Source organism: Pseudomonas tohonis (assembly GCF_012767755.2).
GTDB classification, from domain to species: domain Bacteria; phylum Pseudomonadota; class Gammaproteobacteria; order Pseudomonadales; family Pseudomonadaceae; genus Metapseudomonas; species Metapseudomonas tohonis.
Genome location: NZ_AP023189.1, coordinates 74,662 through 94,707 on the forward strand (window position 1 = coordinate 74,662; position 20,046 = coordinate 94,707).

General features: G+C 68.2%; 18 protein-coding genes. 11 read left to right on the plus strand and 7 right to left on the minus strand.

Annotated features, from left to right (window positions below; translation table 11 throughout):
* Positions 1-62: 62 nt before the first annotated feature.
* The gene (locus tag HSX14_RS00395) at positions 63-815 is read right to left on the minus strand and encodes a hypothetical protein (RefSeq protein WP_274384392.1); all 753 of its coding nucleotides are present in this window, start codon (positions 813-815) and stop codon (positions 63-65) included.
* Positions 816-1,094: 279 nt separating this feature from the next.
* On the opposite strand from HSX14_RS00395, the gene HSX14_RS00400 reads away from it, so the two are divergent.
* Positions 1,095-2,741, plus strand: coding sequence for a GMC family oxidoreductase (locus HSX14_RS00400; RefSeq protein ID WP_173174771.1), 1,647 nt, complete (start codon positions 1,095-1,097; stop codon positions 2,739-2,741).
* Here the strand turns inward: HSX14_RS00400 and znuB are convergent.
* The 3 genes from znuB to HSX14_RS00415 are packed head-to-tail and all read right to left on the minus strand — an operon-like array spanning position 2,738 to position 4,816.
* Positions 2,738-3,523 (minus strand): zinc ABC transporter permease subunit ZnuB, encoded by a 786-nt coding sequence (znuB, locus tag HSX14_RS00405; protein WP_021219858.1) that lies wholly within the window; start codon positions 3,521-3,523, stop codon positions 2,738-2,740. The genes HSX14_RS00400 and znuB overlap by 4 nt on opposite strands.
* A complete protein-coding gene (znuC, locus tag HSX14_RS00410; RefSeq protein WP_173174773.1) occupies positions 3,516-4,319 on the minus strand; it encodes a zinc ABC transporter ATP-binding protein ZnuC in 804 nt (267 codons plus the stop codon). The genes znuB and znuC overlap by 8 nt, the downstream gene beginning before the upstream one ends.
* Positions 4,316-4,816 (minus strand): Fur family transcriptional regulator, encoded by a 501-nt coding sequence (locus tag HSX14_RS00415; RefSeq protein ID WP_173174775.1) that lies wholly within the window; start codon positions 4,814-4,816, stop codon positions 4,316-4,318. The genes znuC and HSX14_RS00415 overlap by 4 nt, the downstream gene beginning before the upstream one ends.
* A 63-nt stretch (positions 4,817-4,879) precedes the next feature.
* Here HSX14_RS00415 and HSX14_RS00420 point away from each other — a divergent pair, with 63 nt between their 5' ends.
* The 4 genes from HSX14_RS00420 to HSX14_RS00435 all read left to right on the plus strand — a co-directional run bounded on the left by HSX14_RS00420 (position 4,880) and on the right by HSX14_RS00435 (position 10,219).
* Positions 4,880-5,794: a zinc ABC transporter substrate-binding protein gene (locus HSX14_RS00420; protein WP_173174784.1), complete on the plus strand. Its 915-nt coding sequence runs from the start codon at positions 4,880-4,882 to the stop codon at positions 5,792-5,794.
* Positions 5,795-5,961: 167 nt separating this feature from the next.
* Positions 5,962-8,097, plus strand: coding sequence for an adenosylcobalamin-dependent ribonucleoside-diphosphate reductase (locus tag HSX14_RS00425; protein ID WP_173174786.1), 2,136 nt, complete (start codon positions 5,962-5,964; stop codon positions 8,095-8,097).
* A 15-nt stretch (positions 8,098-8,112) separates the two neighbouring features.
* Positions 8,113-8,799: a TSCPD domain-containing protein gene (locus HSX14_RS00430; RefSeq protein WP_173174788.1), complete on the plus strand. Its 687-nt coding sequence runs from the start codon at positions 8,113-8,115 to the stop codon at positions 8,797-8,799.
* 340 nt (positions 8,800-9,139) lie between these two features.
* The gene (locus HSX14_RS00435; RefSeq protein WP_173174790.1) at positions 9,140-10,219 is read left to right on the plus strand and encodes a DUF4419 domain-containing protein; all 1,080 of its coding nucleotides are present in this window, start codon (positions 9,140-9,142) and stop codon (positions 10,217-10,219) included.
* Here the strand turns inward: HSX14_RS00435 and HSX14_RS00440 are convergent.
* Positions 10,216-11,166, minus strand: coding sequence for a homoserine kinase (locus HSX14_RS00440; protein ID WP_173174793.1), 951 nt, complete (start codon positions 11,164-11,166; stop codon positions 10,216-10,218). The genes HSX14_RS00435 and HSX14_RS00440 overlap by 4 nt on opposite strands.
* A 32-nt stretch (positions 11,167-11,198) precedes the next feature.
* Positions 11,199-11,483, minus strand: a complete 285-nt coding sequence (locus tag HSX14_RS00445; protein ID WP_111259321.1) for a DUF2782 domain-containing protein — start codon at positions 11,481-11,483, stop codon at positions 11,199-11,201.
* Between the two features lie 77 nt (positions 11,484-11,560).
* Between HSX14_RS00445 and polA the strand changes: the two genes are divergently transcribed.
* Complete coding sequence (polA, locus tag HSX14_RS00450) at positions 11,561-14,308, plus strand: DNA polymerase I (protein ID WP_173174795.1); 2,748 nt, start codon at positions 11,561-11,563, stop codon at positions 14,306-14,308.
* A gap of 251 nt (positions 14,309-14,559) precedes the next feature.
* On the opposite strand, the gene yihA is transcribed toward polA, so the two are convergent.
* Complete coding sequence (gene yihA / locus HSX14_RS00455) at positions 14,560-15,207, minus strand: ribosome biogenesis GTP-binding protein YihA/YsxC (RefSeq protein ID WP_173174797.1); 648 nt, start codon at positions 15,205-15,207, stop codon at positions 14,560-14,562.
* Between the two features lie 175 nt (positions 15,208-15,382).
* On the opposite strand from yihA, the gene HSX14_RS00460 reads away from it, so the two are divergent.
* The 5 genes from HSX14_RS00460 to HSX14_RS00480 all read left to right on the plus strand — a co-directional run bounded on the left by HSX14_RS00460 (position 15,383) and on the right by HSX14_RS00480 (position 20,045).
* The gene (locus HSX14_RS00460; RefSeq protein WP_111259379.1) at positions 15,383-15,673 is read left to right on the plus strand and encodes a c-type cytochrome; all 291 of its coding nucleotides are present in this window, start codon (positions 15,383-15,385) and stop codon (positions 15,671-15,673) included.
* A 53-nt stretch (positions 15,674-15,726) separates the two neighbouring features.
* Positions 15,727-16,332, plus strand: a complete 606-nt coding sequence (locus tag HSX14_RS00465; protein ID WP_111259324.1) for a c-type cytochrome — start codon at positions 15,727-15,729, stop codon at positions 16,330-16,332.
* Positions 16,333-16,485: 153 nt separating this feature from the next.
* The gene (locus HSX14_RS00470; RefSeq protein ID WP_111259325.1) at positions 16,486-17,115 is read left to right on the plus strand and encodes a thiol:disulfide interchange protein DsbA/DsbL; all 630 of its coding nucleotides are present in this window, start codon (positions 16,486-16,488) and stop codon (positions 17,113-17,115) included.
* Positions 17,116-17,136: 21 nt separating this feature from the next.
* Positions 17,137-18,015 carry an endonuclease/exonuclease/phosphatase family protein gene (locus HSX14_RS00475; RefSeq protein WP_173174799.1) on the plus strand — a complete coding sequence of 293 codons (879 nt, stop codon included), beginning with the start codon at positions 17,137-17,139 and terminating at the stop codon, positions 18,013-18,015.
* Complete coding sequence (locus HSX14_RS00480) at positions 18,012-20,045, plus strand: GGDEF domain-containing protein (RefSeq protein WP_173174801.1); 2,034 nt, start codon at positions 18,012-18,014, stop codon at positions 20,043-20,045. Before HSX14_RS00475 ends, HSX14_RS00480 begins: the two co-directional genes overlap by 4 nt.
* The last annotated feature ends 1 nt before the right edge of the window (position 20,046 follow it).

The following is a 20,046-nucleotide window of genomic DNA, read 5'->3' on the forward strand; positions in this document are numbered from 1 at the left end:
CCCGCCCTGCGCAAAGGCGTCGCGCTTCACGTCGCTCGGGTGCCACCCGGCGCGGGAGGGGCTCAGCTTCTAGGGCTGAGTACCAGGCTCGGCACTTTGGCGGGGTCGACGCTGTGGTCGACGCGCAGCTTGTAGGCGGGGTCGAGCTTCTTCACCCGGGCGGACAGCAGGGCCACGACCCAGGGGTACTGCTTGGCTTCGCGCACTTGCAGGCGCACGCCGCAGTCGAAGGCGACCACGTCGGCGGCGACGGCGTCGAGCAGGCTGCGCAGGCGCTCGTTGTCATCGTTGTCGAGCATCGGCAGGGCCACCTGGTTGGCCACGCGGCGCACGGGTTTGGCGGGCTCGGCCTTGGCGGCGGGCTGGATGGCGACCAGTTTCGCCGCCTCGGCGGCCTGGCGCTCGAGGGCGAGGCGCTGCTGGCGGGCCTGCTCGGCGGCGCGGGCGGCGTCCTTGGCGGCGGCCTGCTCGCTGGCGGTGCGGGCCTGTTCGGCACGGTCCAGCTCGCTGGCGCGGGCCTGGGCGATGGCGCCGTCGAGGCCGGTGGTCAGCGCCGGTGCCTGGGGCATCAGGCTGCGGGCGTGGCTGAGGGCGGTGGTGGCGGTGTCCAGGTCACCCTGCTGCAGCGCGGCCTGGCCCTTCTTCAGCCAGGCTTCGGTGAGCTGGCGCTGGTACTGCTCCAGGCGGGTGTCGCCGGTGGCGCGTTGCTGGAGATCCTTGAGCTGGGTTTCGGCGTCGGCCAGCTGGCCGTTGTTCAGGCTCAGGTCGAGCTGGCGGAAGCGGGTGACCAGGTCGTCGGTGGGCAGGCTGGCCACCTGCGGTTTGCTCTGGCACGCGGCTAACAGCAGGGAAATCGCGATAACGGGAAGGTATCGGGTTGCGAACTGCATCATTCCTGCAAGTCTCGTGTTGCTCAAAAAATGCGCAATTCTACACTGCGCGACCGGGCAGGACAAAAGTCGGGTCCACTTTTTTGCCATCTGCGTGCTATCAGACCAGGCGGCCTGCGCGCCGTTCGCCGTTGGTCCTGTATTTCTGCGGCGGCTTCCCTACCATGGTGAACGACAACAATTACAAGCGCTGGCGAGGTCCCCATGCAGCCTGACAACAGCCCTTACGACTACCTGATCGTCGGTGCCGGCCCCGCCGGTTGCCTGCTGGCCAACCGGCTTTCGGCCGACGGGCGGCATCGGGTTCTACTGCTGGAAGCCGGGGGACGCGACAACCACCCCTGGATCCACATCCCCGTGGGCTACCTCTATTGCATCGGCAATCCGCGCACCGACTGGTGCTACCGCACCGAGGCCGAGCCGGGCCTCAATGGCCGCGCGCTGGGCTACCCGCGTGGAAGGGTGCTGGGCGGCAGTTCGTCGATCAACGGGATGATCTACATGCGCGGCCAGGCGGCGGACTACGACCACTGGGCCGCCCTGGGCAACCCGGGCTGGGGCTGGGATGACGTGCTGCCGCTGTTCAAGCATTGCGAGGACCACCACGGCGGCGCCTCGGAGCACCACGGCGCCGGCGGCGAATGGCGGGTGGAGCGCCAGCGCCTGTCGTGGGACCTGCTGGATGCCTTCCGCGCGGCGGCGGGCGAAACCGGCATCGCCCCGGTGGAGGACTTCAACACCGGCGACAACGAAGGCTGCGGCTACTTCCAGGTCAACCAGCGCGCCGGGGTGCGCTGGAATGCGTCCAAGGCCTACCTGCGCCCGGCGCGGCAACGCCCCAACCTCACCGTGCTCACCGGCGTCGAGGCCGAGCGGGTGCTGCTGGAGGATGGCCGCGCGCGGGGCGTGCTGGCCCGCTGGCAGGGCCAGGCCCGCGAATTCCGCGCGCGCGAGGTGATCCTCAGTGCCGGGGCCGTCGGTTCGCCCACCCTGCTGCAGCGCTCGGGAATCGGCCCGCGGCCCTTGCTGGAGGGGCTGGGCATCGGCGTGCGCCACGCGCTGCCGGGTGTCGGCGGCAACCTGCAGGACCATCTGCAGTTGCGGCTGATCTTCAAGGTCAGCGGCGTGCCCACCCTCAACCAGCTGGCCGGCAGCCTCTGGGGCAAGGCCGGCATGGGCCTGCGCTATCTGCTCAGCCGCAGCGGGCCGCTGGCCATGGCGCCGAGCCAGCTGGGCGCCTTCGCCCGCAGCGGCCCGGAGCAGGACCGGGCCAACCTCGAATACCACGTGCAGCCCTTGTCGCTGGAGCGTTTCGGCGAGCCGCTGCACGCCTTCCCGGCCTTCACCGCCTCGGTGTGCAACCTGCGCCCGGCCAGCCGGGGGCGCGTGGACATCCGCGCCGCCGAGGCCAGTGCCGCGCCGCTGATCCAGCCCAACTACCTGAGCGAGGACGAGGACCTGCGCGTCGCCGCCGACGCCATCCGCCTGACCCGGCGCATCGCCGCCGCGCCGGCCCTGGCGCGCTACCGCCCCGAGGAATACCTGCCGGGTGCGGCACTGCAGAGCGAGGAGGAGCTGCGCCGGGCGGCGGGCGACATCGGCACCACCATCTTCCATCCGGTGGGCACCTGCCGCATGGGCCAGGGCCGCGAGGCGGTGGTGGACGCGCGCCTGCGGGTGCACGGGGTGCCGGGGCTGCGGGTGGTGGACGCGTCGATCATGCCGACCATCGTTTCGGGCAACACCTGCTCGCCGACCCTGATGATCGCCGAGAAGGCGGCACGGATGATCCTGGAGGATGCCGCCACGGGCCCCCTGAAGGCGGCCGTGGCGCAGGCGGTGAGCGGCTAGGCGCGCTTGGGCAGGGCGAAGCTGAGGAGGAACAGCGCCGCCGCCGAGACGACGATGGAGGGGCCGGCGGGGGTGTCCTTGAACCAGGACAGCGCCAGGCCGGCGCACACCGCCACCAGGCCCAGCAGGCTGGCGCCGGCGGCCATCTGCTCCGGGGTGCGCGCGTGGCGCTGGGCGGCGGCGGCGGGAATGATCAGCAGCGAGGTGATCAGCAGCACGCCGACGATCTTCATGGCGACGGCGATGACCACGGCGATCAGCAGCATCAGCGCCAGGCGGATGGCCGCCACGGGCAGGCCTTCCACCCGCGCCAGCTCCTCGTGCACGGTGATGGCCAGCAGCGGCCGCCACAGCGGGATGAGGATCAGCATCACCAGGGCGCTGCCGCCGAGAATCCAGGCGAGGTCGGTGGGGCTCACCGCCAGCAGGTCGCCGAACAGGTAGCCCATCAGGTCGATGCGCACTTCGCTCATGAAGCTCAGGGCCACGAGGCCCAGGGACAGGGTGCTGTGGGCGAGGATGCCCAGCAGGGTGTCCGAGGCCAGCGGCTGGCGCTGTTGCAGGGTCACCAGCAGCACGGCCAGCAGCACGCAGCCGACGGTCACCGCGAGGGTCGGGCTGACGTCGAGCATCAGGCCCAGGGCGACGCCCAGCAGGGCGGCGTGGGACAGGGTGTCGCCGAAGTAGGCCATGCGCCGCCAGACCACGAAGGAGCCGAGCGGGCCCGCCACCAGGGCCAGGGCGAGGCCGGCGAGAAGCGCGTTGACGAGGAAATCAGCCATGGTTGCAGTCGGGGCCGTGCGTGTGGACGGGCGTGAAGCGGGTGCCCTCGGGGAAGGTGGGGGTGGCCACGACCTCGCCGTGCAGGTCGTGGGCGTGATCGTGGTGGTGGTGATAGACCGCGAGGCTCTTGGCGTCCTGGCCGAACAGCTCGACGAAGGCCGGGTCGAAGCTGACCTGCTCGGGGTGGCCGGAGCAGCACACGTGGCGGTTCAGGCAGACCACCTGGTCGGTGGTGCTCATGACCAGGTGCAGGTCGTGGGAGACCATCAGCACGCCGCAGCCGAGGCGGTCGCGCAGGCGGGTGATGAGGCGGTAGAGCTCGGCCTGGCCGGCGACGTCGACGCCCTGCACGGGCTCGTCGAGCACCAGCAGCTCGGGCTGGCGCAGCAGCGCGCGGGCCAGCAGCACCCGTTGCAGCTCGCCGCCGGAAACGCTCTGCAGCGGGCTGTCGATGACATGGGGGGCGCCCACTTCCTTGAGTGCGGCCAGGGCGGCGTCGCGGTCCACCCCCGGCACCAGGCGCAGGAAACGCAGCACGGAAAGCGGCAGGGTGGCGTCCACCTGGAGCTTCTGCGGCATGTAGCCGATGCGCAGGCGCGGCTTGCGCCAGACGCTGCCGCGCTCGGGCTTGAGCAGGCCGAGCACGGTGCGCACCAGGGTGGTCTTGCCGGCGCCGTTGGGGCCGATCAGGGTGACGATCTCGCCGGGCTTCAGGCTCAGGCCGACGTCCTGCAGCACCGCCTGGCCGGCGAAGCTGACGCCGACGCCGTCGAGGCGGATCAGCGCATCGCTCATGCCGCCTCCCGGCAGGTGGCGCAGAGGCCGACGATCTCCACGGTCTGCCCTTCCACGGCGAAGCCGACGGCCTGGGCGCTGGCGACTATGGCGTCGCTGATGGTCGGCTGTTCCAGCTCGATGGCGGTCTGGCATTCGCGGCAGATGAGGAACTGGCCCTGGTGGGCCTCGCCCGGGTGGTTGCAGCCGACGAAGGCGTTGAGGGACGCGATGCGGTGCACCAGGCCGTTTTCCAGGAGGAAATCCAGCGCCCGATAGACGGTGGGCGGCGCGGCGCGGCGACCGTCTTCCTCGGTGAGCACGCCGAGGATGTCGTAGGCGCCCAGCGGCTTGTGGCTGGCCCAGACCAGCTCCAGCACGCGCTTGCGCAGGGTGGTCAGGCGCAGGCCGTCGCGAGCGCAGAGCACCTCGGCTTCGGCCAGGGCATCACGCACGCAATGGGAGTGGTCGTGGGGCAGGCAGGCCAGGGGGGCTTTGGTCTTGATGGGCTTGAGCATGGGCGGCGACGTCCGGGCAAAGAGACGTTATTCTATTACGCTTTCGAGCCGGAGTCTTTTCCCGTGTCGCGTCTGTTCGTTCTCCTCGTCCTTGCCTGCCTGGCCATCCCGGCCCAGGCCGAAGTGCGCCTGCTGGCCAGCATCAAGCCGCTGCAACTGATCGCCGCCGCGGTGCAGGACGGCGTCGGCGAACCCGAGGTGCTGCTGCCTCCGGGCGCCTCGCCGCACCAGTACGCGCTGCGCCCCTCCGACGTGCGGCGGGTGCGCGAGGTGGATCTGCTGTACTGGGTCGGCCCGGACCTGGAAGGCTTCCTCCCCCGCGTGCTCGAAGGGCGCGGCAAGCCGGCGGTGGCGGTGCAATCCCTGCCCGGCATGACCCTGCGCCACTTCGAGGCCATCGGCCATGACGAACACGAGGCCGAGGACGAACACGAGCATGACCACGATCACCGCCCCGGTTCACTCGACGCCCACCTCTGGCTGCTGCCGGCCAACGCCCGGGTGATCGCCGCGCGCATGGCCGCCGACCTGGCCGTCGCCGACCCCGCCAACGCCGCCCGCTACCAGGCCAACCTCAAGGCCTTCGGCGAGCGCCTGGACCAGCTCGATGCGCGCCTCAAGGCACGCATGGCCGCTGTCGCCGGCAAGCCGTTCTTCGTCTTCCACGAGGCCTTCGATTACTTCGAAGCCGCCTACGGCCTGCGCCACGCCGGGGTCTTCAGCGTCGCCGCCGAGGTGCAGCCCGGTGCCCGCCACGTCGCCGCCATGCGCGCGCGCCTGCAGCAGGCCGGGCCCAGCTGCATGTTCAACGAGCCGCCGGTGCGCCCGCGCCTGGCCGAGACCCTGACCGCCGGCCTGCCGGTGCACCTGGCCGAGCTGGATGCCCTGGGTATGCAGGCGCCGCTGGACGCGGGGGGCTACGAAGCGCTGCTGGAGAGCCTGGGCAACGGCCTGGCGGGCTGCTTGGAAAAGCTCTGAAGGATCGGACGGAACGCCCGGCGCAGGAGCGTTCCGACGGCTAAGGTGTCACCGAGGGTTTTGCGGCGGTGACACAAGATGTTGATATGCGTCATCGAACTGGCACTACATGTTGATAGGGTGAGCCCCTTCCAAAGGTTCATCCAGACGACAGGAGGTTCCGGCGAATGGCCAAGACAGGCACCACGATCCAGGCGCGCGAGGGCATCGCCCTGCAGGCCGCGTCCGAAGACATCTGGGACAGCAAGTACCGGCTCAAGCACAAGGACGGCACCCCGGTCGACGCCACGCTCGACCACACCTGGCAGCGGGTCGCCAAGGCCCTGGCCGAGGTCGAGACGAACGACCCCGAGCACTGGTACGAACGCTTCCTCTGGGCGCTGCGCAACGGCGCCATCCCCGCCGGGCGGATCATCTCCAATGCCGGCGCCCTGGGCCACAAGCCGGCCACTTCCACCATCAACTGCACGGTCTCCGGGATCATCCACGACTCCATGGACGACATCCTGGCCAAGGTCCACGAGGCCGGGCTGACGTTGAAGGCCGGTTGCGGCATCGGCTACGAGTTCAGCACCCTGCGCCCGCGTGGCGCCTACGTTTCCGGCGCCGGCGCGCATACCAGCGGGCCGCTGTCGTTCATGGATATCTACGACAAGATGTGCTTCACGGTGAGCTCCGCCGGTGGGCGCCGGGGCGCGCAGATGGGCACCTTCGACGTCAGCCACCCGGACGTGCGCGAGTTCATTCGTGCCAAGCGCGAGGATGGCCGCCTGCGCCAGTTCAACCTCAGCCTGCTGATCACCGACGGCTTCATGCAGGCGGTGGAGGCCGATGGCGACTGGCCCCTGGTGTTCCCCGTGCACGCCAAGGAGCTGGATGAGGTCGACCTGGGCGACCCCGAGCAGGTGGTCTGGCGCGAGTGGCCGGTGCACGAGGGCTACCAGGTGCGCGAGGACGCTCTGGTGGCCTGCCGCGTCTATGGCCGGCTCAAGGCGCGGCACCTGTGGGACATGATCATGGTCTCCACCTACGACTACGCCGAGCCGGGCTTTATCCTCATCGACCGGGTCAACGACCTGAACAACAACTGGTGGTGCGAGGCGATCCGCGCCACCAACCCCTGCGGCGAGCAGCCGCTGCCGCCCTACGGCTCCTGCCTGCTGGGCTCGATCAACCTGACCCGCTTCGTCGAGGCGCCCTTCAGCGAGGACGCGCGCTTCGACTGGGACCGCTTCCGCGAGGTGGTCGGGGTCTTCACCCGCATGCTCGACAACGTGGTGGAAATCAACGGCCTGCCGCTTGCGCAGCAGCGCGAGGAGATCACCGGCAAGCGCCGCCACGGCATGGGTTTCCTCGGCCTGGGTTCGGCACTGACCCTTTTGCGCCTGCGCTACGGCAGCCCGGAGGCCTGCGTGTTCACCGAGGAGGTGGCCCGCGAGATGGCCCTGGTGGGCTGGCAGCAGGCCCTGGAGCTGGCCCGGGAGAAAGGCCCCGCGCCGCTGCTGGCGAAGCGCTTCGCGGTGACCGCGGAGATGCTGCGCAAGCGCCCGGAGATGGCCGCGGACGGCCTCAAGGTGGGTGACGAGGTGCCGGGCAGCGTGCTGCACGCGCGCTACTCGCGCTACATGCAGCGCATCGCCGAGTACGCGCCGGAACTGGTCGAGGAGCTGGCCCGGGTCGGCGCGCGTTTCACCCACCACAGCTCCATCGCGCCCACCGGCACCATCAGCCTGAGCCTGGCCAACAATGCCTCCAACGGCATCGAGCCGAGCTTCGCCCACGCCTACTCGCGCAACCTGATCCGCCCCGGGCGCAAGACCAAGGAGAAGATCGAGGTGTGCAGCTACGAGTTGCTGGCCTATCGCACGCTGGTCAACGCCCGCGCCGTGCCGGGGGCCGAGACGGCGGCGCAGAAGCTGCCGGACTACTTCGTCGCCGCCGACGACATCAGCCCGGCCGAGCACGTGGACATCCAGGCGGCGGCGCAGAAGTGGGTGGATTCGTCCATCTCCAAGACCGCCAACGTGCCCACCGACTACCCCTTCGAGGACTTCAAGGACATCTACCGCTACGCCTGGCGCCAGGGGCTCAAGGGCTGCACCACCTTCCGCTTCAACCCGGCGGCCTTCCAGGGCGTGCTGGTGAAGGACGCGGACCTGGAGAAGACCCGCTACCGCTTCGAACTGGAAGACGGCAGCGTGGTGGAGCTCAAGGGCAACGAGCAGGTGGAGTACGACGGCGAGCTGCACACCGCCGCCAACCTCTTCGACGCCTTGAAAGAAGGCTATTACGGCAAGTACTGATTCGCGGAGGCAGCGATGAGCGTGAAGATCAGCCAGAAGATCAAGGGCTTCAAGGTGGTCGACGTCGAGGCCGAGCGCGTGCGCCTGGCCGCCGAGGAAGCGGCCGCCGTGGTGCAGATGGACGAGACCCTGCAACGCCCGGAGACCCTGGTCGGCGCCACCTACAAGATCAAGTCGCCGCTGTTCGAGCATGCCCTGTACGTGACCATCAACGACGTCGTGCTCAACCCCGGCACGGCCTACGAGCAGCGCCGGCCCTTCGAGATCTTCATCAACTCCAAGGGCATGGAGCACTTCCAGTGGATCGTCGCCCTCACCCGCATCATGTCGGCGGTGTTCCGCAAGGGCGGCGACTGCACCTTCCTGGTGGAGGAGCTGAAGGCGGTGTTCGACCCGCGCGGCGGCTACCTCAAGCGCGGCGGCATCTACATGCCCTCGCTGGTGGCGGAGATCGGCGCGGTGCTCGAACGCCACCTGATCGCCATCGGCCTGATGGAAGGCCAGCAACTGGACGAGGGGCAGAAGCTCTACCTCGCCGAGAAACGCGCCGCCTACGAAGCCAGCCTGGGGACCAGCACCGCCGAACCCGGCGAAGGCTTCCCGCCCGGCTCCCAGCTCTGCGGCAAGTGCAACACCCAGGCGGTGGTGCAGATGGACGGCTGCGCCACCTGCCTCAACTGCGGGCATTCCAAATGTGGGTGAGCCCGCTCAAAACGCATGCGTTTTGAAGGGCGAACGCCCGGCCATGGATGGCCGGGCCGGGGTTGAACCGAGGCAGCGGAGCACCGACAGGGATGTCCACAGCGAGCTTCACCTTCACTCGGACACGCATGCGTTGCGCCTGGTCGCATATTTCCTGGGCTGAAGCCCAGGCTACATCGAGTCTCAATCCGGGCTTCGGAGCCCACGTAGGGTGTGCTGCGCGCACCTGCGACGTTCCAGCCCATGCATCGTCTATCCCTGATAGCGAGGCCTGGGGTAGCTGCACCACCTTCGGCAAACCGGCAACATGTCGCCTTTTCCAGGTTCAGGGAGAACCCGAATGATCCGCTTCACCCTCTCGGATGTTGAACACGGCGCGCGCTATCGGCCCGTGCCGGCGGATACGGTCATGCGCGCGTTGCTCAACCGGCCGGTGGAGGCGCTGGACTGCATGGCCGCCGAGCTGCTGGAGGAGGACAACTGCAACGCTTTCGCCAAGGCCGCCTGCCGGGCCTTCTATGGGCACCACCCGCTGGTCCTCCGCCCGGACGACATCTGGTTCTGCATCGCCCAGGGTTTCGCCAACCACATGGCGCTGCACGGCGAGCAGCTCCGGCCCGATCTGGTGAGCCACCAGGGCAAGAAGAAGCTCTCGGTGCTCTGCCCCGACTATCCCTTTGCCGACAAGAGCCGGTGGGTCGAGCTGTTCGGTGATTTCTCCCGGAGAATCGCCGGGGAGATCCCGCAGTTCTCCGACTTCATCGCCACCGCCTTCTCCACCACCGGGCCCATTGAGCAGGCGGCCTTCTCGCTGTGCTGGATGGATGCCTTCAGCGGCTATTTCGACTACGAGATGCTGGCCGGCTGCGGCATCCCCGAGATCGAGCTGCAGGGCAGCGAGGATGACTGGAACCTGATCATCGAGCGCTTCACCGTACTGGAGGGCTACGGCCTCGGCGCCTGGGTCGCGAGCCTGAAGCCGGTGCTGGAAGCCATCGCCCGCACGGCCTCCGGCGAAGTCGACCGGGCCTTCTGGGAGTCCTTCTTCCGCTATCGCAGCGGTTCGGGCCCGTCGGAGCTGACCGGCTGGATCCTCACGCTGTTCCCCTACCTCACCGATCCCTGGACGGACGCGCTGCAGCCGAACCCCTACCTGGGGGATTGGCAGGCGCGCTTCGAGCAGGCGCGTGCAGCGGCGATCCCGGGGGATTGGCTGATGGCGGACCAGGCCCAGGGGCCGGGCCTGCAGGCGATACCCAAGAGCCTGGTGAGCGCGGCGCTGCTGATCGATGACCTGACGACCGGCACCAGGCGCGACGCGCGGCTGGTGGGCGGGCTGTTCGGCGTGGCCCAGCGCGACGCGGACGGCGCGCTTTACCCGGCGTTCGGCTGGGCGGTGGTGGAGGAGCCCGCCGCCTAGAGGGCGAAGGGCAGCGGCAGGTGCACGTCCTGGCGGTGGGCCAGGCGGCGCTGGAACTCGGCGGGGTCGTGGATCAGCACGTCCTGGCCGGCGAAGGCGTTGGCGGCGATCAGGCGCGACAGCCAGAAGCGCACGCAGGCGACGCGCAGCAGGGTCGGCCAGAGTTCCGCCTCGGCGGCGCTGAAGGGGCGCAGGGCGGCATAGGCGCCGAGCAGGGCGCGGGCGCGCTGGGCGTCCAGGCGGCCTTCGTCGTCGGAGCACCAGTCGTTCAGGCAGATCGCCAGGTCGTAGAGCATCGGCCCCGAGCAGGCGTTGTAGAAGTCGATCAACCCGGCCAGGTGCGGGCCGTCGAACAGCACGTTGTCGCGGAACAGGTCGGCGTGCAGGTTGGCGCGGGGCAGGGCGAGGATGCGCGGCTTGAGCTCGGCGATTTCCTTCAGGGCGTCACGCAACAGCGGCAGCGCGGCGTCGTCCAGCTGCAGGGCGAGGGACGGGCCTTCTTTGATCATCCAGTCCAGGCCGCGGTCGCTCTTGCGCTCGATGGGGTGTTCGCGGGTGGCCAGGTGCAGGCGGGCCAGCAGTGCACCGACTTCGCTGCAATGGTGCGCGTTGGGCTCGCGCACATGCTTGCCGGCGAGCCGGGGTTGCAGCAGCGCGGGCTTCCCGGCCAGCTCGCGCAGGGCCTGGCCGTCGCCGGTACGCAGGGCGTAGGGCACCGGCAGGCCGGCGTCGTGGAGCACGTCGAGCAGTTCGATGAAGAACGGCAGGTCGTGGCTGGGGCCGCGCTCCACCAGGGTCAGCACGTATTCACCCCGCTCCAGGCTGACGAAGAAGTTGCTGTTCTCCGAGCCTTCGGCGATGCCCTTGAAGTCCTTGAGGCGCCCCAGCCCGTAGGGGGCCAGGAAGGTTTCGAGTTCGGGGCGTTCGAGCGGGGTGAAAACGGACATTGGACTACCTTGTTACGGTCGGCACGGCGGCCTTACCAACTGAAGATTTCCCACTGCGGGATCAGCATGTCCGGGTTGTCCGACCGGATGAAGTTGCTGTCGCCGTCTGCGCGGACCAGGAAATAGGGCTTGCCGCCCTTGGGGGTGACCTTGATGGCATAGAGGAAGCCGTTGACGCGGTATTCCTGGATGGTCTTGTCGCCGTCCTGGCGGATGGTCACGTCGGGCTCGGCAGAGGGGGCGTCGTCGGCGGCGAATACGCCGGCCGGGGCGACGACCAGCAGGCTGGCAAGCAACAGGCGGTTGATGGCGCGCATGGTGGTAACCTTGTCCCTTATCGTCAATGATCGGGCCATTCTACTGCGGGTCCGGCGAATAAAGGTTGAATTCACGCATGAGCCAAGCCCCTCTCGTCCTGGTGGACGGTTCCTCCTACTTGTACCGCGCCTTTCATGCCCTGCCCCCGCTGACCACCTCCGCCGGCCTGCCGACGGGCGCGGTCAAGGGCGTGCTGAACATGCTGAAAAGCCTGCGCAAGCAGTACCCGGAAAGCCCCTTCGCGGTGGTCTTCGACGCCAAGGGCGGGACCTTCCGTGACGAGATGTTCGCCGAGTACAAGGCCAACCGGCCGTCGATGCCGGACGAGCTGCGGGTGCAGGTCGAGCCGCTGCACGCCACCGTGCGCGCACTGGGCCTGCCGCTGCTGTGCGTGGAGGGCGTGGAGGCCGACGACGTGATCGGCACCCTCGCCCGGCAGAGCGCGGCGCTGGGGCGCGCGGTGGTCATTTCCACCGGCGACAAGGACATGGCGCAGCTGGTCGACGGGCACATTACGCTGGTCAACACCATGACCGGAAGCGTGCTGGACATCGATGGCGTGAAAGAGAAATTCGGCGTCGGTCCTGAGCTGATCATCGACTACCTGGCCCTGATGGGCGACAAGGTCGACAACATCCCCGGCGTGCCCGGCGTCGGCGAGAAGACCGCCCTGGGCCTGCTGACCGGCGTCGGTGGCGGCCTGGACGTGCTCTACGCCAGCCTCGACAAGGTGCCCGAACTGGCGATCCGCGGCGCCAAGGGCCTGCCGGCCAAGCTCGAGGAGCACAAGGAGATGGCCTACCTCTCCTACAAGCTGGCCACCATCAAGTGCGACGTCGAGCTGAACGTCGAGATCGAAGCGCTGCATCCCGGCGAGCCGGACCTGGAAGCCCTCGCCGAGCTGTACCGCACTCTGGAATTCAAGACCGGCCTGGACGACCTGCAACGCCAGGCGAAGTCCGCCGGCGAGACGCTGCCGCCGCCCGTGCAGCCGGCCGAAGCGGTCGAGACCCGCTATGAAACCGTGCTGGATCAGGCGCAGTTCGATGCCTGGCTGAAGAAGCTGCAGGACGCGCCGCTGTTCGCCTTCGACACCGAGACCACCAGCCTCGACCCGCAGCAGGCGCAGCTGGTCGGCGTGTCCTTCGCCGTCAGCCCGCACGAGGCGGCCTATGTGCCGCTGGCCCACTCCTACATGGGCGTGCCCGAGCAGCTGGACCGCGACGCCGTGCTAGAGGCCCTCAAGCCACTGCTGGAGGACCCGGCCAAGGGCAAGATCGGCCAGCACGCCAAGTACGACATGAACGTCCTGGCCAACGCCTCGACGCCCATCCTCATGCAGGGCATCGCGTTCGACACCATGCTCGAGTCCTATGTGCTGGATTCCACCGCGACCCGCCACGACATGGACAGCCTGTCGCTGAAGTACCTCGGCCACAGCACCATCCGTTTCGAGGATATCGCCGGCAAGGGTGCCAAGCAGCTGACCTTCGACCAGATCGCTATCGAGCAGGCCGGCCCCTACGCCGCCGAGGACTCCGACATCACCCTGCGCCTGCACCAGACCCTGTGGCAGAAGCTCGAGGCCACGCCGTCGCTGGCCTCCGTGTTCCGCGACATCGAGATGCCGCTGGTGCCGGTGCTGGCGCGTATCGAGCGCAACGGCGCCTACGTCGACGCCAGGTTGCTCGGCCAGCAGAGCATCGAGCTGGGCGCGCGCATGGTGGAGCTGGAGCGCCAGGCCTACGAGCTGGCCGGCCAGGAGTTCAACCTCGGCTCGCCCAAGCAGCTCGGTGCCATCCTCTACGAGAAGCTCGGCCTGCCGGTGCTGTCCAAGACCGCCACCGGCCAGCCGTCGACCGCCGAGAACGTGCTGGCGGAGCTGGCCGAGCAGGACTTCGAGCTGCCCAAGGTGATCATGCAGTACCGCACCGTGAGCAAGCTCAAGAGCACCTACACCGACAAGCTGCCGGAGCAGATCAACCCGCGCACCGGGCGCATCCACACCTCCTATCACCAGGCGGTGGCGGCGACCGGGCGGCTGTCCTCCACCGACCCGAACCTGCAGAACATCCCGATCCGCACCGCCGAGGGCCGGCGCATCCGCCAGGCCTTCGTCGCGCCCAAGGGCTACAAGCTGCTGGCGGCGGACTACTCGCAGATCGAGCTGCGCATCATGGCCCACCTGGCCAAGGACGAAGGCCTGCTGGACGCCTTCCGTCACGACCGCGACGTGCACCGGGCCACGGCGGCGGAAGTCTTCGGCGTCGAGCTGGAGCAGGTGAGCAACGACCAGCGTCGCAGCGCCAAGGCGATCAACTTCGGCCTCATCTACGGCATGAGCGCCTTCGGCCTGGCCAAGCAGATCGGCGTCGACCGCAAGCAATCCCAGGCGTACATCGACCGCTACTTCGCCCGCTACCCCGGCGTGCTCGCCTACATGGAACGCACCCGCGAGCAGGCCGCGCAGCAGGGCTTCGTCGAGACACTGTTCGGGCGGCGCCTGTACCTGCCCGAGATCAACTCGAAGAACCAGGCCATGCGCAAGGGCGCCGAGCGCACCGCGATCAACGCGCCGATGCAGGGCACGGCCGCCGACATCATGAAGCGCGCCATGGTGGCTGTGGATAACTGGCTGAGCGAATCCGGCCTGGACGCGCGGGTCATCCTCCAGGTGCACGACGAACTGGTGCTGGAGGTGCGCGAGGACCTGGTGGAGCAGGTGCGCGAGGCCATCCGCCCCTTGATGAGCGGCGCGGCGCAGCTGGATGTGCCGCTGCTGGTGGAAGTCGGGGTGGGTGACAACTGGGACGAGGCGCACTGAGGCGGCGCCAGCCCTGGCTTAGGCCTCCGGCGCATAACGCCGGCGGCCTTCATAACGAACGGATTTCAGAGAGAGGGTGAACTTTTCCGCTGGGCACAGAGTCAGAGTTCGGGAATGGCTGGTGAAGCCTTCGATGCTCCTTTTGCTGTGTTTAGTGTTGGCAGATATCTGGACCCCGCCCTAGCGGTTCAGACTTGAACCCCGAACTTCCCCCTCCCCATACGAAGCTCGGGGTTTTTTTTGCCTGCGATTCAGGCTTCCGGCTCGACCTGCTCGAATTCCTCGCCCAGTTGCAGCCAGTTGGCCAGCACCGCTTGCGCTTCCTCGACGCCCTGGCGCTTGGGCGCCGAGAACAGCTGGATGGTCACGCCCTCGCCCCACCCCTTGCGGATGTCCTGCTGGACCTTGAGCAGCGCGTTCTTCGCGGCGCCGAACGCCAGCTTGTCGGCCTTGGTCAGAAGGATGTGCATGGGCATGTTGCCAGCGGCAGACCAGTCGAGCATGAGGCGGTCGAAGTCGGTCAGCGGGTGGCGGATGTCCATCATCAGGATCAGCCCGGCCAGGCTTTCGCGGCTGCTCAGGTAGGCTTCCAGGTGGCGTTGCCAGTGCTGCTTCAGCGGGATCGGCACCTTGGCATAGCCGTAGCCGGGCAGGTCGACCAGGCGCCGCTGCTCGTCCAGCGAGAAGAAGTTGAGCAACTGGGTGCGCCCCGGGGTCTTCGAGGTGCGCGCCAGGCTGGCGTGGGTGAGTGTATTCAGCGCGCTGGACTTGCCGGCGTTGGAACGCCCGGCGAACGCCACTTCCAGGCCTTCGTCGGGAGGGCACTGGTCGACCTTGGCGGCACTGATGAGAAAGCGGGCCTGTTGGCACAGGCCGATGATCGGGTTCTTGAATGACATGAGGTGTCCACGGGTGCGACGCGGTGTCGCAGGGGGCTGTTTCGTTTCCGTTTGAGCATCGCCAGTATATAATGCCGCAGATTTAGTGTGCGCTTTATCCCCCAGGGTTCAGTGTCCACGGGACTGACCGTTGCGCGACAGAACGCATGGCAGGGCCCCTCTGATGAGGTTGATCATGAAGAAAGTGCTACTCGTCGCAAGCCTTGCGGCGCTGGCCTTTGGCGCTCAGGCCGCCCAGGATCCGGAAGCGGTTTTCAACCGGGCCTGCGGTGCCTGTCACAACGGTCAACTGCCTATGGCGCCGAAAAAGGGCGACAAGGCCGCCTGGGAGCCGCGTCTGGCCAAGGGCAACGATGCTCTGGTCAAGAGCGTCACCAATGGTTTGAACGCCATGCCTCCCCGAGGCTTGTGCATGGACTGCAGTGCCGAGGACTACCAAGCGGTCATCCAGTGGATGAGCCAATAATCAAGGTAGCCCGGCGCTAACTCTTTCACCCTTAGCCGTAATTGGATTAGCTGATGAACAAAGTACTCGTGAGTCTGCTGTTGACCCTGGGCATCACCGGTCTGGCCCACGCCGCTGGCGACGCCAAAGCCGGTCAGGCGAAAGCTGCCGTATGTGGTGCCTGCCATGGTCCGGACGGCAACAGCGCCGCCCCCAACTTCCCGAAACTGGCCGGCCAGGGCGAGCGCTACCTGCTCAAGCAGCTGCACGACATCAAGTCCGGTAACCGCCAAGTGCTGGAAATGACCGGCCTGCTGACCAACCTGAGCGACCAGGACCTGGCCGACATCGCCGCCTACTTCTCCAGCCAGTCCGGCAGCGTCGGCGCCGCCGATCCCAAGCTGGTCGCCCGTGGTGAAGCCCTGTTCCGTGGCGGCAAGCTGGAAGAAGGCATGCCCGCCTGCACCGGTTGCCACTCCCCGAACGGTGCCGGCAACGCCGCCGCCGGCTTCCCGCACCTGGGTGGCCAGCACGCCCAGTACGTGGCCAAGCAACTGACCGACTTCCGCGAAGGCAACCGCACCAACGACGGCGACAGCATGATCATGCGCGCCATCGCCGCGAAGCTGAGCAACAAGGACATCGAAGCCGTGTCCAGCTACATTCAGGGTCTGCACTGAGTCCGACCCAGCGGTAGAAATCGGTAAATAAAAGGGTGGCCATGGCCACCCTTTTTCATTGGTTCCGCCGCTACAATTGCCGGAACCCGACGCACCGCGATCGGTCGAAGCAAGGCCCGCCGCAGAACCATACTGACCGCTTAGGAGTTAAGCATGCGTAACCTGATTCTTTCCGCCGTTCTTGCCAGTGCGAGCCTCTTCGGCATGACCGCACAGGCCGAGGACATCCAGGCCGGCAAACAGTACGTCGAACTGAGCAGCCCGGTCCCGGTGTCCAAGCCCGGCAAGATCGAAGTGGTGGAACTGTTCTGGTACGGCTGCCCCCATTGCTACCAATTCGAACCCACCCTGAACGCCTGGACCGAAAAGCTGCCCGAAGACGTCAACTTCGTGCGCATCCCCGCCATGTTCGGCGGCGTGTGGAACGTCCATGGCCAGCTGTTCATCACCCTGGAGAGCATGGGCGTCGAGCACGCCGTGCACAAAGCCGTGTTCGAGGCCATCCACAAGGAAGGCAAGAAGCTCTCCACCCCCGACGAGATGGCCGAGTTCCTCGCTGGCCAGGGCGTCGACAAGGCCGCCTTCATCAAGGCCTACAACTCCTTCGGCGTGAAGAGCCAGATGGAGAAGGCCAAGAAGCTCGCCATGGCGTACCAGATCTCCGGCGTGCCGACCCTGATCGTCAACGGCAAGTACCGCTTCGACATCGGCTCCTCCGGAGGCCCCGAGCAGGCCACCCAGGTTGCCGACTTCCTTATCGCCAAGGAGCGCGCCGCGAAGTAAGCGGCGCCCGGCAGAGCGAAGATGCTGCGCCGCTGGAGCAATGATCGCACCGCTGGCCTGCGGACCCCGCAGGTCAACCCGCATTGCGACTCCAGCGGCCTGCCCCAGGACGGCCGGCTCCGGCTGCTCAGCTTCAACATCCAGGTCGGCATCAGCACCGGCCACTACCGCCACTACCTGACCCGCAGCTGGCAGCACCTGTTGCCCCATGCCGGCCGTGCAGGCAACCTGCAGCGCATCGGTGCCCTGCTCGGCGATTTCGACCTCGTGGCCCTGCAGGAAGTCGATGGCGGCAGCCTGCGTTCGGGCTACGTCAACCAGGTCGAGCACCTCGCCCACCTGGCCGCGTTTCCCTTCTGGTACCAGCAGCTCAACCGCAACCTCGGGCGCATCGCCCAGCACAGCAACGGGTTGCTCAGCCGCCTGCAGCCCACGTGCCTCGAAGACCACCCCCTCCCCGGCCCGCCCGGTCGCGGCGCCATCCTCCTGCGCTTCGGCGAGGGCGAGGACGCGCTGGTGGTGGTGATGATGCACCTGGCCCTCGGCACCAAGGCCCGTACCCGCCAGCTCGCCTACATCCGCGAGCTGATCGGCGGCTACCGCCACCAGGTGCTGATGGGCGACATGAACACCCACGCCAACGACTTGCTGAAGACCTCGCCCCTGCGTGATCTCGGACTGCTCGCGCCGCAGGTCGAGGCCACCTTCCCGAGCTGGCGCCCACAGCGCTGCCTCGACCACATCCTGCTCAGCCCCAGCCTCACCCTGGAGCGCGTGCAGGTGCTCAGCCAACCCATCTCCGACCACCTGCCAGTGGCGGTGGACATCCGCTTGCCCGCCTCCCTCGCCGGGGATGCGCTGCCGGCCCTGGTGGACACCCCCCACGGAACACCTTCATGAGCGACGACGGCCAGCGCTGGAAAGAAAAGTACCTGCAGAGCCTCGAACAGCAGGAGAAGCTGGAGCGCCGCTGGGACGCCCGCCTCGACCTCTTGCGCCGTGGCCTGGTGCGCAGTTCCCTCGCCGCCGAGGGCACCGACAAGGCCGTCGACCAGTGCATGCAGGAGCTGCGCGAGATCATCCGTGGCGACCAGATCGACGCCGGCCTCTCCGCTCTGATCCCGCGCCTGGAAAAGGCCGTGCTCGATTCCGAGCAGCGCCGCCAGCAACGGATCGACCAGAACGTCGGCGCCCTCACCGGGCTGACCAACCAGCTGCTCAAGCTGGATGTGCCGCGTGACGTGCGCAAGGCCCTCAAGCAGTTCGCCAAGCGCATCGACGAGCGCGCCAGCCAGGCGCGGGAGATGCCCGCCCTCCTAGGCGAGCTCAGCGGCCTGCAACAGCGCGCCCTCGACGAAATCGTCAATGCCGAATCCGCCACGCCCAGGCCCGGCCTGCTGCAGCGCCTGTTCGGAGGCCAGGGCGACAGCGCCGAAGAGCCCCAGGAAGCCGGCGCGCCGCTCCCGGGTGGCGAAGCCCTGGCCCCGCCGCCGGCCGTCCCCGCACCCGCCGCGTTGCAGGCGGCTGCGACGCCTGCCGAGGACGACGGGCCCGCCGCGCCGGTTGCCGGCGCACCCGTCCCCGCGCCTGCCCAGGCCCCGGTGGCCCAGCCAGCGCCGGCCGCCCCTGCGGCCCCCGAACAACCGGCCCCGCTTCAGGCCGCCGCCGAGGTCGCGCCTGCCGCTGTCCCGGCGCCTGCACCCGCAGCGCCCGCCGCCGCCCCGGTCGATCCGCTCGCCGTGGAGCCCGTGGCGCCCGTCGCCGCTGTCACCGGCGGCGTGAGCCCGAGCCTGTCCCCGCGCCTCGACAGCCTGCCGCTGCCAGCGGCGCTGCTCACCGGCGAAGGCGACCCGGGCTACGCGCTGCCCACGCCGCCCGAGCCCGGCTACAGCGCCGTCGCGCCGCACGTCGCCGCCAGCCTGCGCGGGCTGCTGGACGAACTCGACCTGCCCGAGCGCCACAAGCCCCAGGGCGAAGCCCTGCGCGAGCGCCTGGAGGGCGGCCTGAACTGGTACGAGCTGGTGCCGGTGCTGGACGACCTCGCCGTGCTGGTGCTGGCCGTGACCAACAGCGAGCACCGCGACTTCGCTATCTACCTCAAGCAGCTCAACGAGCGCCTGGTCGCCTTCGTCGCCTCTATTTCCGCCGCCCAGGAGGGCTACAGCGAGACCCTGGAAAGCGCCCGCGTGCTCGACGACCAGTTGCGCGAGCAGGTCAGCGACCTGCAGAGCAGAGTGCAGGACGCCACCGACCTGGACGACCTCAAGCGCGCCGTGGAAAAGCGCCTGGACGGCCTGCTCAGCACCATGAACGACTACCAGCGCCAGCGCGCCGCCCGCGAAGAAGAAGTCGGCGGCCGTCTCAAGATGCTGGTGGACCGCGTCGCGACCATGGAGCAGGAAGCCAGCGCCTTCCGTGACCATCTCGAGGAGCAGCGGCAGAAAGCCCTCAGCGACCCCCTCACCGGCCTGCCCAACCGGGCCGCCTGGAGCGAGCGCCTGGAGCTGGAGGTGGCGCGCTGGAAGCGCTATGGCGGCGAGCTGCTGCTGGCCGTGCTGGACATCGACCACTTCAAGCGCATCAACGACAACTACGGCCACCTGGCCGGCGACAAGGTGCTCAAGATCATCGCCGGCGAGATCGCCAAGCGCCTGCGCAAGACCGACTTCATCGCCCGCTTCGGCGGCGAGGAGTTCGTCCTGCTGATTCCCGCGACCCCCCTGGAGGGTGGGCAGCAACTGCTCGACACCCTGCGCGGGGCCATCGAGCAGTGCCCGTTCCACTTCAAGGGCGAGCCCGTGACCATCACCTTGTCGGGAGGGCTGGTGTCCTTCGTCGAAGGCGAGAAGGACGACCAGGCGTTCGAGCGCGCCGACCAGGCGCTCTACCGCGCCAAACGCGACGGCCGCAACCGCATCGAGCTGGGCTGAG

Bases quoted from the DNA above. Each gene is read 5' to 3' on its own strand.
- HSX14_RS00470 (WP_111259325.1), top strand. From the start codon at position 16,486: ATGCGTAACCTGATTCTTTCCGCCGTTCTTGCCAGTGCGAGCCTCTTC.
- HSX14_RS00430 (WP_173174788.1), top strand. From the start codon at position 8,113: ATGAGCGTGAAGATCAGCCAGAAGATCAAGGGCTTCAAGGTGGTCGAC.
- znuB (WP_021219858.1), bottom strand. From the start codon at position 3,523: ATGGCTGATTTCCTCGTCAACGCGCTTCTCGCCGGCCTCGCCCTGGCC.
- HSX14_RS00400 (WP_173174771.1), top strand. From the start codon at position 1,095: ATGCAGCCTGACAACAGCCCTTACGACTACCTGATCGTCGGTGCCGGC.
- HSX14_RS00425 (WP_173174786.1), top strand. From the start codon at position 5,962: ATGGCCAAGACAGGCACCACGATCCAGGCGCGCGAGGGCATCGCCCTG.
- HSX14_RS00480 (WP_173174801.1), top strand. From the start codon at position 18,012: ATGAGCGACGACGGCCAGCGCTGGAAAGAAAAGTACCTGCAGAGCCTC.
- yihA (WP_173174797.1), bottom strand. From the start codon at position 15,207: ATGTCATTCAAGAACCCGATCATCGGCCTGTGCCAACAGGCCCGCTTT.
- HSX14_RS00435 (WP_173174790.1), top strand. From the start codon at position 9,140: ATGATCCGCTTCACCCTCTCGGATGTTGAACACGGCGCGCGCTATCGG.
- HSX14_RS00460 (WP_111259379.1), top strand. From the start codon at position 15,383: ATGAAGAAAGTGCTACTCGTCGCAAGCCTTGCGGCGCTGGCCTTTGGC.
- znuC (WP_173174773.1), bottom strand. From the start codon at position 4,319: ATGAGCGATGCGCTGATCCGCCTCGACGGCGTCGGCGTCAGCTTCGCC.
- HSX14_RS00445 (WP_111259321.1), bottom strand. From the start codon at position 11,483: ATGCGCGCCATCAACCGCCTGTTGCTTGCCAGCCTGCTGGTCGTCGCC.
- HSX14_RS00475 (WP_173174799.1), top strand. From the start codon at position 17,137: ATGCTGCGCCGCTGGAGCAATGATCGCACCGCTGGCCTGCGGACCCCG.
- HSX14_RS00415 (WP_173174775.1), bottom strand. From the start codon at position 4,816: ATGCTCAAGCCCATCAAGACCAAAGCCCCCCTGGCCTGCCTGCCCCAC.
- HSX14_RS00440 (WP_173174793.1), bottom strand. From the start codon at position 11,166: ATGTCCGTTTTCACCCCGCTCGAACGCCCCGAACTCGAAACCTTCCTG.
- HSX14_RS00465 (WP_111259324.1), top strand. From the start codon at position 15,727: ATGAACAAAGTACTCGTGAGTCTGCTGTTGACCCTGGGCATCACCGGT.
- polA (WP_173174795.1), top strand. From the start codon at position 11,561: ATGAGCCAAGCCCCTCTCGTCCTGGTGGACGGTTCCTCCTACTTGTAC.